This is a genomic window from Candidatus Blochmannia ocreatus (assembly GCF_023585745.1).
Lineage (GTDB): Bacteria > Pseudomonadota > Gammaproteobacteria > Enterobacterales > Enterobacteriaceae > Blochmanniella > Blochmanniella ocreatus.
The window spans coordinates 630,044-646,173 of the sequence record NZ_CP097762.1; the positions used below are offsets into that span (position 1 = coordinate 630,044).

Genomic DNA, 16,130 nt, shown 5'->3' on the forward strand with positions numbered 1-16,130 from the left:
ATATAATTATATTTGTGTATAAAATATTCTGTTTAAAATAGCAGGTACGTTAATTGTACTACTAATCTTCTAATTCTATGTTTATTCCTAACGATCGAATTTCTTTTAATAGGACGTTAAAAGATTCTGGCATTCCAGGATCCATAGTATGATTTCCTTCAATAATGTTTTTATACATTTTAGTGCGTCCGGTAACGTCATCTGATTTTACAGTGAGCATTTCCTGTAATGTGTAAGATGCTCCATAGGCTTCTAGCGCCCACACTTCCATTTCCCCAAACCGTTGTCCACCAAACTGTGCTTTTCCCCCTAATGGTTGTTGAGTTACTAAACTATAAGAGCCTGTGGATCGCGCATGCATTTTATCATCTACTAAATGATTTAATTTTAGCATATACATATAACCTACAGTCACTTGTCTTTCAAAAGCTTCTCCTGTGCATCCATCAAAGAGTGTTATTTGACCAGAAATAGGTAGTTCAGCTAATTTTAAAAGATCCTTAATTTCTTTTTCTGTAGCGCCATCAAATACTGGTGTAGCTATAGGGAGGCCTTGTTTTAAATTTTCAGCGAGCTTCAGTATGTCTTCATCTGATAATGCATTAAGATTTACGTTTTGTCGTGATCCTGCTCCTATATCATAAGCCTTTTGCATAAATTTTCTTAATTTATCAATTTTTTTTTGTTGTTCTAGCATAGAATGGATTTTATTCCCAATACCTTTTGCTGCCATACCTAGATGAGTCTCTAAAATTTGCCCAATATTCATACGAGATGGGACTCCAAGTGGATTAAGCACTATATCTACAGGCACTCCGTATTGGTCATATGGCATATCTTCTATTGGATTAATTTTAGAAATAACCCCTTTATTTCCATGTCGTCCAGCCATTTTATCTCCGGGCTGTATTTGTCGTTTAACAGCGAGATATACTTTAACTATCTTGAGTATACCAGGTGCTAGTTCATCTCCTTGGGTAATTTTACGTTCTTGAGCTTCCATCTTTTTTTTGAAGATGTTTTTTAGATTAGTATATTGTTTTGAAAATTGAGACAATTGTTGTTGTGTATTTTTGTTAGGAACTATGAAATTAAACCAATTGTTTCTATTAGTTATTGATAATTGATCTTTTGTAATTCCACTATTTATTAATATATCATAAACTCTATTAAATAATACTATTTCGAAAATTTGTAGTTCTTCATTTAAATCTTTTTTAATTTGTTCTATTTTTGCGGTTTCAATAATTAATGAACGTTTATCTTTATTTATGCCATCTCTGGTAAATATTTGTATATCAATTACAGTTCCACATACTCCATTAGGAACACGTAAGGATGAATCTTTGACATCGGAAGCTTTTTCCCCGAATATAGCGCGCAATAATTTTTCTTCTGGTGTTAGTTGTGTTTCTCCTTTGGGGGTAACTTTTCCGACTAGTATGTCTCCTCCTGTTACTTCTGCTCCTATATAAATTATTCCTGATTCATCTAATTTAGATAAAGCTGTCTCTCCTATATTTGGAATATCAGAGGTAATTTCTTCTGGTCCTAATTTAGTATCACGTGATATACAAGTTAATTCTTGTATATGTATACTTGTAAATCTGTCGTCTTGAACAACACGTTCTGAAACTAGCATAGAATCTTCAAAATTATATCCGTTCCAAGGCATAAAGGCGATTCGCATATTTTGTCCCAAGGCTAACTCTCCTAAATCTGTAGACGGGCCATCCGCTATGACATCACCTTGTTTTACTATTTCTCCCAAAGAAACACATGGTTTTTGATTAATGCAGGTATTTTGATTAGATCTAGTATATTTAGTTAAGTGATATATATCCACGCCTGATTCGTTGTTATGTGTCTCGCAGTTATTTACGTGAATTACGATACGTGATGCATCTACGTATTTAATAGTGCCACCGCGTTTCGCTATTACAGTTACACCAGAATCTATAGCTACTGCTCGTTCCATTCCAGTACCTACTAATGGTTTTTCGCTGCATAAGACAGGGACTGCTTGACGTTGCATGTTTGCGCCCATGAGTGCCCGATTTGCATCATCATGTTCTAAAAAGGGAATTAAAGAAGCAGCTACTGATACTATTTGTTGTGTAGATACATCCATATAATTTATTTGATTTGTTTTGAATAAACCAGATTCTCCTTTATATCTACATGTGATTAAATCATCAATAAATTCCCCTTTTTCATTTAGATTAGTATTAGCTTGTGCAATTATAAAATCGCCTTCTTCAATTGCTGATAAGTATTGAATATTATTACTCACTACACCGTTATGTACTTGACGATAAGGTGTTTCCAAAAATCCGTATTGATTAGCTTTAGCGTATACAGATAATGAATTAATTAATCCGATATTTGGTCCTTCTGGAGTTTCAATGGGGCAAACTCTACCATAATGTGTAGGATGAACATCACGTACCTCAAAGCCTGCTCGTTCTCTGGTTAATCCACCAGGCCCTAATGCGGAAATGCGTCTTTTGTGAGTGATCTCTGATAATGGATTATTTTGATCCATAAATTGTGATAATTGACTAGAACTAAAAAATTCTTTTATTGCAGCTGATATTGGTTTAGCATTAATTAAATCTTGTGGCATTAGTTCATCTATATCGCCTAGAGCTAGGCGTTCTTTTACTGCGCGTTCTACTCTGACTAGTCCAATTCTAAATTGATTTTCAGCCATTTCTCCTACAGAACGTATTCGTCTGTTTCCTAGATGATCTATATCATCTACATTTCCTTTACCGTTTCTAATATCGATTAATTTTTTTATTACATCAACGATATCGGATTTTTTTAAGGTGACTGATGTGTCTGTTTGGGCGCGTTGCAATGTGTGATTGAATTTCATTCTTCCTACAGCAGATAGGTCATAGCGTTCTTCTGAAAAGAATAAATTTTCGAATAGATATTCAGCGGACTCTTTAGTAGGAGGTTCTCCAGGACGCATCACTCGATAAATTTCCATTAAGGCATCAGATTTATTAGTAGTAGTATCAATCCTTAAGGTTTCAGATATATAATTACCATGATCTAGATCATTACTAAATAATGTTTCTATAGTTTTATATCCTGCATTAATTAAGTTATTTAATATATTAGAAGATATTTCAGTATTAGCTGTAGCAATGATTGTACCTGTTTTTTTGTCAATATAATCTTTTATAATGACTTTACCTATAATATAATCTATAGGAACTTTAATTTTTGAAATATTATCTTGTTTTAATTGCAGAATATGTTGTGCTGCGATACGACGGCCTTTTTGTACATATATAGTATTATTAGCTGTGATATCAAAAGATGCTGTTTCGCCCCGTAATCTTTCTGGAACTAAATGCATATATAGAGAATCATGTTGAATTTCATATGTAACTGTGCAAAAAAACGTTTGCAATATTGCATCTGTAGTGAAGTTTAACGCACGTAATATAATAGTAGCTGGTAGTTTTCTTCTTCTATCAATTCGTACAAATAAATTATCTTTTAAATCAAATTCAAAATCTAACCAGGATCCACGGTATGGAATAATACGTGCATTATATAAGACTTTTCCAGATGAATGTGTTTTACCTTTATCACTGTCAAAGAAGACTCCTGGACTCCTGTGTAGTTGGGATACTATTACACGTTCAATTCCGTTAATAATAAAAGTACCATTATCAGTCATGAGAGGAATTTCGCCCATGTATACTTCTTGTTCTTTAATATCTTTTATAGTGTTCTTTGATCCATTGCGTTCGTAAATTACTAGTGCTAATAACACTCTGAGTGGAGCAGAAAATGTGGTGCCACGAGTTTGGCATTCTTTCGTGTTGAAAGTGGGGACGCCTAATTTATATTTTAGATATCTTAATTCAGCGTTTCCATTATAGCTTTTTATGGGGAAAATTGATTGAAATGCGATTTCTAATCCACATTGTTTTTTTGTATTACTTTGGATAAAACTTTGAAAAGAATCAATTTGAATAGATAGTAGATATGGAATGTCCAGAACTTGAGGGCGTTTTCCAAAATCTTTACGTATACGTTTTCTTTCAGTATAGGAATACACCATGAAATTCCTCGAATAATTAATGATATAGGTGAGTTTAAAAATTTTAATTTAGTAGTTTTGTAAATGATAGTCAGTATTTAGTATTTTTAAGTATTTGATTGTATATAAAGTATGTATTACACAATTTTACTGTGTTTCAACTAAGCGAATTTTATTATTTAATGGAATAAATTTTATTTAATTAAAGTTAATTTATCAGATAAGAGCATTGGTTTTGTTGGTTATCTTATTTTATTTAATATCTACAGATGCTCCTATTGTTTCCAGGGTTTTTTTGATAGATTCAGCATCATTTTTATTTATTGACTCTTTTAACATGACAGGAGCTGATTCAACTAGTTCTTTTGATTCTTTTAATCCCAGTCCAGTGATACTACGTACTGTTTTTATAACAGGAATTTTGTTGTTTCCTATAGCAGTCAAAAATACGTTAAATTCAGTTTGTTCTTCTACAATTTTTTGTACTACTTCAGTAGTAGTAGATTCTAATGGCTTAGTGGAAGTAATGCCGAATTTTTTTTCTATCATAGAAGTTAATTGTACTACATCCATCACAGACATATCAGAAATAGCGTCTAAGATTTGTTCTTTTGTTAGAGACATAATAATTTCCAAAAATGTAAAAATATAATTTTTTATATGTATATTGTATACAATATATTATTATTAGTTTAATTAAGTGTTTAAATCTAATTGATTTGGTGTTTGTTGTGTTTATTAGACCATAAATATAATATACTTATTAAGTTTCCTATGCTATTTATGTGTATAGCATTAATTAATTTATAAATAGCTTCTTGTTTATTGGGCAAGTTATATAAAATACTGATTTGCGACGCAGGAATAAATTTACCTTCAAAGGCTGCTCCTTTTATTTGGAAGTTTTCATGATGTTTGGAAAAATTTACAAAAATACGCACAGAATCTTGTGGTTGTTTCATAGAAAATGCTATTATGTTTTGTCCGAAAAGCGTGTTCTTTAGACACTCTAAAGAAGTGTGTTCTATTATTTTTTTTATCAATGTATTTCTAATAACGTACACATGTACGTTAAGATTTCTTGCTTCTTTTCTTAAATAAGAAATCTCATTTACTGAGATTTTTTCTATAGAGGCTATCACCGCAGATAATGCTTGTTGGGCAATTTTGTTAATATTACAGATTATGTCTTTTTTTTTCTGAAATCCCAATACCATTACTATACCTTTAATAAATTTAATATGTATAACATACTAATTATATCCTATTTAATTAGTGTAATTTGTAGTAATTTTTTATTTTATGCGTTAAATTAACTACAATTATGAATTTTTTATAACACGATATTTTATTTTAAAATTAAATTTAGTTTATAGTTTTGTGTAAAACTGATTAACAAAGATAACCACAACCTTGCATCAACAAGGTAATTTCTGTATAGATTACAGAATCGTATTATTTTAGCATATGATAGAATCATCAGCGCATCCTTACTGGATTATATCATTTAATTTTAGAAAATTATATAATTTATTATTATAAATGTTGCATAATAATATATTATGCTTGCTAAAATTTAATTATAATCTGTAAAGATGCCAAATTTTTGATAAAAATTTAAATAGCATTTATATATTGCTAAATGCTATTTTGATCAATAGTTACTGACTTACCCATAGTAGTGGAGATATTTATTTTTTTTATATAAGTTCCTTTGTGTGTGTATGGTTTGACGTGTTTAATCGATAAAATTAATGTTTCTAAGTTTTCTCTAAGATAAGAGGTATCGAAATTAATTTTTCCAATAGTAGCATGAATAATACCATTTTTGTCATTTTTGTAACGTATTTGCCCTAATTTAGCTTTTTTTACCGATTCTGATATATTATTGGATATAGTGCCCATTTTAATATTAGGCATTAAACCCTTGGGTCCTAAAATAGGACCAAGTTTGTTGATCAATGGCATTACATCAGAAGATGCAATAATTACATCTGGTAAATATTTTTCTATCTTTATTTTATTGCATAAATCTTCTAATCCGACTATGTCGGCTCCTGCGTCTTTAGCTAATTTAATATTTTCCCCCTGCGCAAAAACAGCAACTTGTATATTGCGTCCAATTCCATGCGGTAAAACGACAGAACTACGTATATTCTGGTCAGATTTACGTGTGTCAATACCTAAATTAATCGCAACATCAACACTTTCGATGAATTTTGCTTTTTTCATTTTTTTTAATATTTCTAATCCATCGGATATGTTATATTGTTGAGAGTTGTCACAATCTTTTTGCATTATATATATTTTTTTATTTTTTTTTCTATTTTTTTTATTTTTGTTAAATTTGTTCATAGTATATTAATCTTCCACTTCAAGCCCTATAGAATGAGCTGTGCCTATAATAGACCGTGACATTGCTTCTATGTTAGCTCCTGTCATATCGTCGGATTTAATTTGTGCGATATTATAAATTTGGGTGCGTGATATTTTTCCTGCATTTATTATTTTTGTTTTTCCTGATCCAGACGTAATATTTGCAGATTTTTTTAGTAAAAATGCAGCTGGAGGGGTTTTAGTAATGAATGTAAACGAACGATCGTTATATACTGTAATTATCACTGGAATTGGTAGAGTTTTTTCAAGTTTTTCAGTTTTTTCATTAAATGCTTTACAAAATTCCATGATATTAATCCCTTGTTGACCTAAGGCTGGTCCAATGGGAGGGCTGGGATTAGCGGTGCCAGCTAAAATTTGTAGTTTAATGCGAGCTTTTATTTTTTTTTTTACCATATTAATCACCTATAGAACAAGAATCAATAATGTTTATTAGATAATATATCTAATATTTTTTAGATAATTATATTTTTCTGTGTACATATGTTTATATATGTAAATAATATTTAAAATTATGATTTTTCAACTTGAGAAAAATCTAGTTCTACTGGGGTAGATCGACCAAAAATAGATACTGATACTTTTAAACGATTTTTTTCATAATCTACTTCTTCTACAATAGCATTGAAGTCAGAAAATGGACCACTGTTTACTCGAATTAATTCTCCAGGCTCGAATAAAGTTTTAGGACGCGGTTTATCACCTATTTGTTGTAATCTGCGCATAATATTATCTAGTTCTTTATCTCCGATAGGCGCAGGTTTATCGCATGTTCCTCCAATAAAACCCATAACATGTGGAATGTTTCGTACCAAGTGCCAACTGGATTCAGTCATTACCATTTGTATTAATACATAACCAGGAAAAAATTTACGTTCACTTTTTCTTCTTTGTCCAAATCGCATTTCCACTACTTCTTCGGTAGGCACTAGTACTTCACCAAACATTAATTCCATGTTATGGAGTTTAATATGTTCACGTAAAGAGCGAGCTACTCGATTTTCGAACCCAGAAAATGCTTGGATAACATACCAACGTTTTTTTATTGAAGTATTAGTCATTTTTTTATAGTTTTAACCCAAATGATATGATATACACTAGAACAGTGTCTAAACCCCACAGTAATAATGACATAATAATAGTTACTCCTATTATAATAAGAGTAGTGTTTAGTCCATCTTTATAAGTAGGCCATACTACCTTTTTTAGTTCAATATGCGCTTCTTTTCCAAATTTAATTATTAGTTTTCCAGATGTAGTAGTTAATATAATGCATGAAGCGACACTTATCACCAGCAGTAGAACAACGCTGCGCATGTAGATATTATATTGACAATATAAATAATTACCGATGATAGAGCTGATCAATAATATGCCTGCGCTTATCCATTTTGTTATTTCTAATATATATTTTTCTTTGTTTGTTTTATTTTTTTGCATGTAATATGCATTATTTATTGTGTAAGTTTAAGAATTATATTGCAGAATATAACCATTAGTTGTTAATTATGTAATGATTTAAGATATAACTTTAGATACAATACCAGCTCCTATAGTACGTCCACCTTCTCTGATAGCAAATCTCAATCCTTCATCCATAGCTATTGGAGAAATTAGCTGCACTAACATTTTAATGTTATCACCGGGCATTACCATATCAATATTTTTTGGTAGTTCAATAGTGCCAGTAACATCTGTAGTACGAAAATAAAATTGAGGACGATAACCTTTAAAAAATGGAGTATGTCTGCCTCCTTCGTCTTTATTTAAGACGTATACCTCTGATTCAAAACAAGAATGAGGTTTTATGTATCCAGGTTTAGATAAAACTTGCCCTCTTTCTACTTCATCTCTTTTAGTTCCACGCAATAAAATACCAACATTTTCTCCAGCGCGCCCTTCATCCAATAACTTTCGAAACATTTCTACTCCAGTACAAGTAGTTTTTACTGTATTTTTTATACCAACAATTTCTATTTCTTCTCCAACTTTAATGATACCACTTTCTATGCGTCCAGTAACAACAGTGCCTCTTCCAGATATAGAGAATACATCTTCTATAGGCAGTAGAAATGGTTGATCAATAGCACGTTTAGGTTCAGGGATATAGCTATCTAATATATTAGATAATTCCAATATTTTGTTTGACCAGAGTTCATCGCCTTCTAATGCTTTTATTGCAGATCCACGAATTATAGGAGTGCTGTCTCCTGGAAAATCATATTGAGATAATAATTCCCGCATCTCCATTTCTACTAATTCCAATAATTCTTCATCATCAACCATATCACATTTATTGATAAATACAATAATATGAGGTACTCCTACTTGTCTAGCTAATAAAATATGTTCTCTAGTTTGGGGCATAGGTCCATCGGTAGCTGCTACCACTAGAATTGCTCCATCCATTTGTGCAGCACCAGTGATCATATTTTTTACATAATCGGCATGTCCTGGGCAATCTACATGAGCGTAATGTCTGGATTTAGTGTCATATTCGACATGCGAAGTGTTTATGGTAATACCGCGTGCTTTTTCTTCTGGAGCATTGTCGATTTGATCAAAGGCACAGGCAGACCCACCATAATATTTAGATAAAACAGTAGTTATAGCAGAAGTTAAAGTAGTTTTTCCGTGATCAACATGACCAATGGTGCCGACATTAATGTGTGGTTTTATGCGTTTAAATGTTTCTTTAGACACTTTATATTCCTCTTATTTTATAGTAAGGCCAGTATTAATTATTTATTTTATTTAATACGAGTATTTATAATAGTTTGTGTAATGTTATTAGGAACTTCATTATATTTTAAAAATTCCATAGAATAGGAAGCGCGTCCTTGAGTCTGTGAACGTAAACTAGTAGCATATCCGAACATTTCAGATAAAGGCACATGGGCATAAATTATTTTATCATTAAACTCAGAATTTTTTAGATTGTTAATTATACCACGTCTGCGGTTTAAATCTGCTATAACATCTCCCATATATTCTTCAGGGGTCTCAATTTCTACATGCATAATAGGTTCTAGTAATATGGGATCAGCTTTCATAAATCCTTCTTTAAATGCTATGGAAGCAGCAATTTTAAATGCTATTTCTGATGAATCAACTTCATGATAAGATCCATCAAACACGGCCACGCAAATATTTACTATTGGATAACCGGCGAGTACCCCATTGTGTATTTGTTCTTGTATACCTTTATCAATAGATGGGATATATTCTTTTGGAATTGCTCCGCCTATAATTTCATTTAAAAATTTATAATTTATTTCTTTTTTTGTTGTTTTATTTTTATGTATAGGTTCGATGCGTAACCAAACATGCCCAAATTGCCCTCTTCCTCCTGATTGTCTGATAAATTTGCCTTCTTGTTTTACGCTGTTTCGGATAGTTTCTCGATAAGCAACTTGTGGTTTTCCTACATTAGCTGTTACATTAAATTCTCGTTTCATGCGTTCTACAAGTATTTCTAAATGTAATTCCCCCATACCAGCTATAATAGTTTGTCCAGAATCTTTATCAATCCAGACTCGAAAAGATGGATCTTCTTGAGCTAATCGATGTAAGGCTAAACTCATTTTTTCTTGATCTACTTTAGTTTTTGCTTCGACCATAACAGAAATTACTGGTTCTGGGAATTCCATACGTTCAAGAATAATGGGAGCATTAGGATCACACAAAGTATCTCCAGTAGAGACATCTTTTAACCCAATAGCAGCAGCAATGTCTCCAGAATGCACTACTTTAATTTCTTCTCTTTTATTAGCATGCATTTGTACGATTCTTCCAAAACGTTCATGTTTTTCTTTTGTAGCATTAAAAATGTTATCTCCGGAATTTACGACGCCTGAATATACTCGAAAAAAAGTTAAATTTCCTACAAATGGATCTGTAGCTATTTTAAAAGCTAGAGCTGAAAATGGTTCATGATCGCTAGCGTTTCTTGTGATCTGTGTAGAGTTATTTTTAATTACTCCGGTAACAGATTTTATATCGCTTGGAGCTGGTAAATATTCTATAACAGCATCTAACATTGCTTGTACACCTTTATTTTTAAAAGCTGATCCACATGTTACTAATACAATTTCATTGTTTAGAACTCTTTGACGTAATGCAGATTTAATTTCTTTTTCTGTTAATGAATTATTTTCAGATAAATATTTTTCCATTAATTCTTCAGAGGTTTCCACAGCAGCTTCTATTAAATATTTATGCCATTTATGTGATAATTCTGTGAATTTTTTAGGTATATCGCTGTAAGTAAAGGTAACTCCTTGGTCTGATTCATTCCAATGAATGGCTTTCATTTTAATTAAATCGATAATTCCTTTGAATTCATCTTCTGAACCTAAAGCTAATTGAATGGGCACGGGATTTGCACGTAGTTTAGTTTTTAACTGATTTACGACTCGTAAGTAGTTTGCGCCCACTCTGTCCATTTTATTTATAAACGCAATACGTGGTACTTTGTATTTATTTGCTTGACGCCATACTGTTTCAGATTGTGGTTGTACGCCTCCTACAGCACAATAAATCATTACTACTCCATCAAGTATGCGCATAGAACGTTCTACTTCTACGGTAAAGTCAACATGACCAGGAGTATCTATAATATTAATACGATGCGCATCGAATTGTTTTGCCATACCAGACCAAAAGCATGTTGTTGCCGCAGAAGTGATAGTTATACCTCGTTCTTGTTCTTGTTCCATCCAATCCATTGTTGCAGAACCAGTATGTACTTCGCCAATTTTATGATTTACACCTGTATAAAATAAAATTCGTTCAGTAGTAGTAGTTTTTCCTGCGTCGATATGCGCACTGATACCAATATTACGGTACCGTATAATCGGTGTTACACGAGCCATTTCTGCCCTCAATAAGTAATATAATATAGTTTTTAATAAAATATTTTGTTTATTTCATTTGAAAATTTATGAGCTTTAGTATTGTAAAAAGTATATATAAAATTTATATAAGAATGTTAGTGATTATTAAATTTTAAGTGTTAAAAGAATTCATTTAAATTTAATAGTATCAATCACCAGCGATAATGCGCAAAAGCTTTATTGGATTCTGCTATTCGGTGTATTTCTTCTCGTTTTTTTACGGCGTTTCCTTTGTTTTCTGTAGCATCTATTAATTCATTTGCGAGACGTAATTCCATAGATTTATCTTGTCTTTTTCGAGCTGATTCAATAATCCACCGCATTGCTAAAGTATTTCTACGTGTTAGACGTACTTCTACGGGCACTTGATAAGTGGACCCTCCAACTCTTCTGGATTTTACTTCTACAATAGGACGTACGTTATTTAAAGCTATTTCAAATATTTTTAAACAGTCTTCTTCTTTTTTGTTATGATTACGCTGGAATTTTTTAGACAACATATTTAATGCTGAGTATACTATTGTTTCTGCAATGGATTTTTTTCCATTTAACATTAAAATATTAATAAATTTTGCTAATAAATCAGACCCGAATTTTGGTTCTGGGGAAATGTTGCGTTTCATGATAAAATGACGGCGCGACATACATTTTTACTCCTTTTAAAATTTACCCCTATTACTAGGTAATGCAGTTGTATCGGTGTAAATTTAATATGATATATATTTAAAATATGACGCAATAAATGCGCTCGATGATTATTTATATAATGTTACTATCGTTACTGTCAATGGGATTTTTTGTTTTTTGTACCGTATTTAGAGCGGCCTTTTTTTCGAGAATTAACGCCTGAGCAGTCAAGAGCGCCTCGAATCACATGGTACCGTACACCTGGTAAATCTTTAACGCGACCTCCTCTAATCAGAATAGAAGAGTGTTCCTGTAGATTGTGCCCCTCCCCTCCTATATAAGAGGTTACTTCTAGCCCATTAGTTAATCGCACGCGACATACTTTTCTTAATGCAGAATTCGGTTTTTTTGGAGTAGTGGTGTATACTCGTATGCATACGCCTCTTTTTTGAGGACATGCATTTAACGCTGGAACAGTGCTTTTAAAGGTCTTTTTGGGACGTGCAGTGCGTACAAGTTGGTTGATGGTAGTCATTATTAAATTTCCTATCTCTTAATTTTCAATTATATTAATTTTTATTATACATTATTAATGGCATTTTAGATGTAATGTTGGTTCAAAAATGCTATTATTATTGAATAATAAAGTCAAGAGAATTATATTACTACCCAGTAGTTTGTTGCTACTTTATAGAAAGATGTATTGATTTTATCGTTATTGTTATAACACAAATTTTAATATAATTAAAAAATTATTCTGATTTATTTATCAAATAGGAATTTTTATCAAAATTACACTATGCATAAATTATACAAAATTAATACGAATAATTAAATAGTGTATTAGCATATAATTAGTTGTTTTGCAAAAGCGCGTTATTAGTTGCTATATTACGTGTCTTCACATTATTTCATAAAATATTATGTTTTATATATTATAGATTTAAGTATATTAACTATATACTATTAGTGTAGTCATGTTTTTGAGAAGTAGTATACTGAAAATAGAGAGAGTTTGATTCGCATTTGTTGTATTTTAAATTGGGGTATATTTAAGTTAATAGATAATTCCGGTCAACGCTAAAGAAATAATAGAAATAAATAAAATAAATTTAATAAGTAATGATTTCATAGATTGCCTTGTTATAATAATTTTATATGATTATTTATATAGAATGTTTTCTAATTCTGAGTAGTTAATTTTTTATTATTTTAAATTTAATACTATAGATATATTTATATAGTATACTATTAGTGTTTATAAAAGTTAATAGTTTAAAAATATTATGAGTGATATGTCTATTAAGTATTAAATTAGTGTTTGTTTATATTTTAAATTAGACAGGTAATACTTTAAATGATATTAAACTTATAGGGGTGTTAGTATTTTTATTTGACAAATATGATGTTTCATATTGATTAATAAATCGATCATGATTTGATTACATTGATAATAGATTATAATATTGATGTGTAATGTTTATACATATAAACTATATTTAGTATTTAACTTAAGTGATTACTTAAGTTAAATGTATTGTTTGTTGAGCGTTCGTTTAAGTATATTAATTGTTTAGTTTAAATGTTCATTTTGTTAAATAATACAGTTTTGTTAATAACAAAAATATCTAATATATAGGAATTAATAGTATGTGGTGGTATAACGCTATTGGTCATACTAATAACTATAATACAGTAAATGGTTAGTATGAATAATTTTAGAAGTTTTATTTATTGAGAGTTATGTGAATGTTTCGGTGTGTTATGATAGATTTATAGATTAGTTTTTGATAAAAATTTTCTATTATTTACAATAGAATTATAATAATGTTAATTGTTTGTTTGCCAATAAAAATTTGATTTTTTTTGAAAAATTAATATTGTTTGATTTTAGGAGAAAAAACTATAATTGATAATTGCATAATATATTACACATTGTGTAATAGAACTTAATGTAATTAAGGTACCGGAGGTAGTTTTATAAATATTGATAAAAATTTCTATTTTTAGAAATTAAGATGTTTATGAAATTAAATAGTGTTAGATTGATTTTTGGGTATTTAGTGCGCTCAATAAAAGTAGAGGGTGTTATGGAAATATTGTTACTATAGTAGTAAATTTAATATTTATAGATGAATATATTTTGAAGCGTAATGGTTGTTTAGAACTGCGTGATTTAGTAGTTTATATGTTGAATGGTTATTTCTAATGTAATTTTATAGAAAGTTAGCTAGGATATTGTGTCCTTGTTCACTTAATACGCTTTCTGGATGAAACTGTACACCTTCTGTTTTGAAGGTTTTATGACGGATACCCATAATTTCTATTAAGTTGTTGTTATTTATAACATTCCAGGCTGTTATCTCCAAACATTTGGGCAGGGTATTTGTCTCTACTATCCAGGAATGATAACGTATCACATTTAATGGTTGTGTTATTCCTGAAAAAACCCCAGAGTTATTATGATAAATTTTGGAGGGTTTTCCATGCATTATTTTATGCGCACGTCGTAGTTTGGCGCCAAAAAATTGGGCTATTGCTTGATGTCCTAAACATATTCCAAGAATAGGCAATATTTTATGAAAATAAGCAATTACTTCTAGTGAGATGCCTGCGTTTTTTGGAACGCCAGGTCCTGGAGAAATAATTAAATGTGTAGGGGATAATTGTTTAATATCTGCTATGTGAATATTATCATTTCTTTTGACTTGTACGATTTTTCCCATTTCTCGGAAATATTGATATAAATTCCAAGTAAAGGAATCATAATTATCTATAATAAGTATTTTATTCATTATAAGATCCTAATTATTTTAGGCTTGTAATTAAAGGTATAGTTATTTAACGATGATATTTATATGTAAAAATACAAATTATGTATATGATATATTATAGTGATATTTTATGTATTTAATACGTGATTTTTTTGTAAAAAATATTACATAATTATTGTGTATTTTTGAATGAGCTATTTCATAGAATCTTTGCTTTTTACATTTTAAATTTAAAATACTACTGTATTAGTGTATAAAAATGAAACTAATTATTTTAAGTTAATAGTCCAATTGTTTTTTGTACTTTATATAACATGAGTTGAGCTTTTTTTCGCGCTTTTTTTGCTCCAGCATCTAGAATAGAATATAACTTATCTTCGTTATTACGTTCAATACAGTAACGATCTTGTAGTGGTGTTAGTATTAGTGATATCGCTTGTATAATTGCAGTCTTTAGTTGGGAATAAGTTTTATTTAGAAATATTTTTTCTAAATATACAATAGGTTGCTCACGTATTCCTGAAAGAATTTCTAATAAATTAGAAATACCAGGTTTCTTAATAAGATCATATTTAATTATTGGTGGATTATCAGTATCAGTAATTGATTTTTTTATTTTTTTTGATGCGATGCTAATATCATCTAAAAGAGTAATAATATTATTAGGGTTATGATCAGATTTAGACATTTTTTTGTATGGGTCTAATAGTGACATAATACGAGCACCATAGTTGGGAATTAATATTTTTGGTATAACAAAAATAGTATTATTGTATTTATAATTAAAGCGTTTAGCAATATTTTGTGTTAGTTCTAAGTGTTGTTTTTGGTCTTCACCTACCGGAACAAAATTAGTTTGATATAGCAAAATATCTGAAGCCATTAATACTGGGTAATTAAATAATCCAAGATTAATGTGATTTTTTTGTTGAATAGTTGATTTTGTTTTAAATTGATTCATGCGTTGTAGTTCCCCAAAATATGTATAGCAGGTTAATAACCAATTTAGTTGACTATGTTCTGGGACATGAGATTGAATAAATATTATGCTATTATTTGGATTAATACCGCATGCTAAATATAATGCTAGAGTGTCTAGTGACATTTCATATAATTTATATGGCGTTTTATTATCATGATTTGTAATAGAGTGTAAATCAGCTATACAATATATACATTGATAGTTATATTGCATTTTAACCCATTGTCGTATTGCTCCGATATAATTACCAATAGTAAGTTGTCCGGATGGTTGAGTGCCACTAAATACAATTGGTTTATTCATAGTATTATTTTATAATGTAAATATAGTATTTTGTTTTTATTGTTTAGTTTATATTAATAATTACTTTAAAATATTTGATTTATTAA

At 30.1% G+C, this 16,130-nt stretch carries 13 protein-coding genes; all 13 read right to left on the minus strand.

The window, feature by feature from the left end; all coding sequences use genetic code 11:
* Window positions 1-61 precede the first annotated feature (61 nt).
* The gene (gene rpoB, locus M9405_RS02720) at window positions 62-4,087 is read right to left on the minus strand and encodes a DNA-directed RNA polymerase subunit beta (protein ID WP_250223163.1); all 4,026 of its coding nucleotides are present in this window, start codon (window positions 4,085-4,087) and stop codon (window positions 62-64) included.
* 231 nt (window positions 4,088-4,318) lie between these two features.
* Entirely contained in the window at window positions 4,319-4,690 is a 372-nt protein-coding gene (gene rplL, locus M9405_RS02725) for a 50S ribosomal protein L7/L12 (protein ID WP_250223164.1), read from the minus strand.
* 86 nt (window positions 4,691-4,776) lie between these two features.
* Entirely contained in the window at window positions 4,777-5,283 is a 507-nt protein-coding gene (gene rplJ / locus M9405_RS02730) for a 50S ribosomal protein L10 (protein WP_250223165.1), read from the minus strand.
* Window positions 5,284-5,704: 421 nt separating this feature from the next.
* Window positions 5,705-6,421: a 50S ribosomal protein L1 gene (rplA, locus tag M9405_RS02735; RefSeq protein ID WP_250223166.1), complete on the minus strand. Its 717-nt coding sequence runs from the start codon at window positions 6,419-6,421 to the stop codon at window positions 5,705-5,707.
* A 6-nt stretch (window positions 6,422-6,427) separates the two neighbouring features.
* Complete coding sequence (gene rplK, locus M9405_RS02740) at window positions 6,428-6,859, minus strand: 50S ribosomal protein L11 (protein WP_250223167.1); 432 nt, start codon at window positions 6,857-6,859, stop codon at window positions 6,428-6,430.
* 116 nt (window positions 6,860-6,975) lie between these two features.
* The gene (nusG, locus tag M9405_RS02745) at window positions 6,976-7,524 is read right to left on the minus strand and encodes a transcription termination/antitermination protein NusG (protein WP_250223168.1); all 549 of its coding nucleotides are present in this window, start codon (window positions 7,522-7,524) and stop codon (window positions 6,976-6,978) included.
* A 4-nt stretch (window positions 7,525-7,528) separates the two neighbouring features.
* The gene (gene secE, locus M9405_RS02750; RefSeq protein WP_250223169.1) at window positions 7,529-7,903 is read right to left on the minus strand and encodes a preprotein translocase subunit SecE; all 375 of its coding nucleotides are present in this window, start codon (window positions 7,901-7,903) and stop codon (window positions 7,529-7,531) included.
* A gap of 78 nt (window positions 7,904-7,981) precedes the next feature.
* Window positions 7,982-9,166, minus strand: a complete 1,185-nt coding sequence (gene tuf, locus M9405_RS02755; protein WP_250223170.1) for an elongation factor Tu — start codon at window positions 9,164-9,166, stop codon at window positions 7,982-7,984.
* 47 nt (window positions 9,167-9,213) lie between these two features.
* Window positions 9,214-11,337 carry an elongation factor G gene (fusA, locus tag M9405_RS02760; RefSeq protein WP_250223171.1) on the minus strand — a complete coding sequence of 708 codons (2,124 nt, stop codon included), beginning with the start codon at window positions 11,335-11,337 and terminating at the stop codon, window positions 9,214-9,216.
* 173 nt (window positions 11,338-11,510) lie between these two features.
* Window positions 11,511-12,002 carry a 30S ribosomal protein S7 gene (rpsG, locus tag M9405_RS02765; RefSeq protein ID WP_250223172.1) on the minus strand — a complete coding sequence of 164 codons (492 nt, stop codon included), beginning with the start codon at window positions 12,000-12,002 and terminating at the stop codon, window positions 11,511-11,513.
* Window positions 12,003-12,142: 140 nt separating this feature from the next.
* Entirely contained in the window at window positions 12,143-12,520 is a 378-nt protein-coding gene (rpsL, locus tag M9405_RS02770; protein WP_250223173.1) for a 30S ribosomal protein S12, read from the minus strand.
* Between the two features lie 1,681 nt (window positions 12,521-14,201).
* A complete protein-coding gene (locus M9405_RS02775) occupies window positions 14,202-14,780 on the minus strand; it encodes an anthranilate synthase component II (protein WP_250223174.1) in 579 nt (192 codons plus the stop codon).
* 253 nt (window positions 14,781-15,033) lie between these two features.
* Entirely contained in the window at window positions 15,034-16,044 is a 1,011-nt protein-coding gene (gene trpS, locus M9405_RS02780) for a tryptophan--tRNA ligase (protein ID WP_250223175.1), read from the minus strand.
* Window positions 16,045-16,130 lie beyond the last annotated feature (86 nt).

What these genes read in the sequence shown, in the direction of transcription:
- rpoB (WP_250223163.1), bottom strand. Translation starts at nt 4,087, where the DNA reads ATGGTGTATTCCTATACTGAAAGAAAACGTATACGTAAAGATTTTGGA.
- rplL (WP_250223164.1), bottom strand. Translation starts at nt 4,690, where the DNA reads ATGTCTCTAACAAAAGAACAAATCTTAGACGCTATTTCTGATATGTCT.
- rplJ (WP_250223165.1), bottom strand. Translation starts at nt 5,283, where the DNA reads ATGGTATTGGGATTTCAGAAAAAAAAAGACATAATCTGTAATATTAAC.
- rplA (WP_250223166.1), bottom strand. Translation starts at nt 6,421, where the DNA reads ATGAACAAATTTAACAAAAATAAAAAAAATAGAAAAAAAAATAAAAAA.
- rplK (WP_250223167.1), bottom strand. Translation starts at nt 6,859, where the DNA reads ATGGTAAAAAAAAAAATAAAAGCTCGCATTAAACTACAAATTTTAGCT.
- nusG (WP_250223168.1), bottom strand. Translation starts at nt 7,524, where the DNA reads ATGACTAATACTTCAATAAAAAAACGTTGGTATGTTATCCAAGCATTT.
- secE (WP_250223169.1), bottom strand. Translation starts at nt 7,903, where the DNA reads ATGCAAAAAAATAAAACAAACAAAGAAAAATATATATTAGAAATAACA.
- fusA (WP_250223171.1), bottom strand. Translation starts at nt 11,337, where the DNA reads ATGGCTCGTGTAACACCGATTATACGGTACCGTAATATTGGTATCAGT.
- rpsG (WP_250223172.1), bottom strand. Translation starts at nt 12,002, where the DNA reads ATGTCGCGCCGTCATTTTATCATGAAACGCAACATTTCCCCAGAACCA.
- rpsL (WP_250223173.1), bottom strand. Translation starts at nt 12,520, where the DNA reads ATGACTACCATCAACCAACTTGTACGCACTGCACGTCCCAAAAAGACC.
- M9405_RS02775 (WP_250223174.1), bottom strand. Translation starts at nt 14,780, where the DNA reads ATGAATAAAATACTTATTATAGATAATTATGATTCCTTTACTTGGAAT.
- trpS (WP_250223175.1), bottom strand. Translation starts at nt 16,044, where the DNA reads ATGAATAAACCAATTGTATTTAGTGGCACTCAACCATCCGGACAACTT.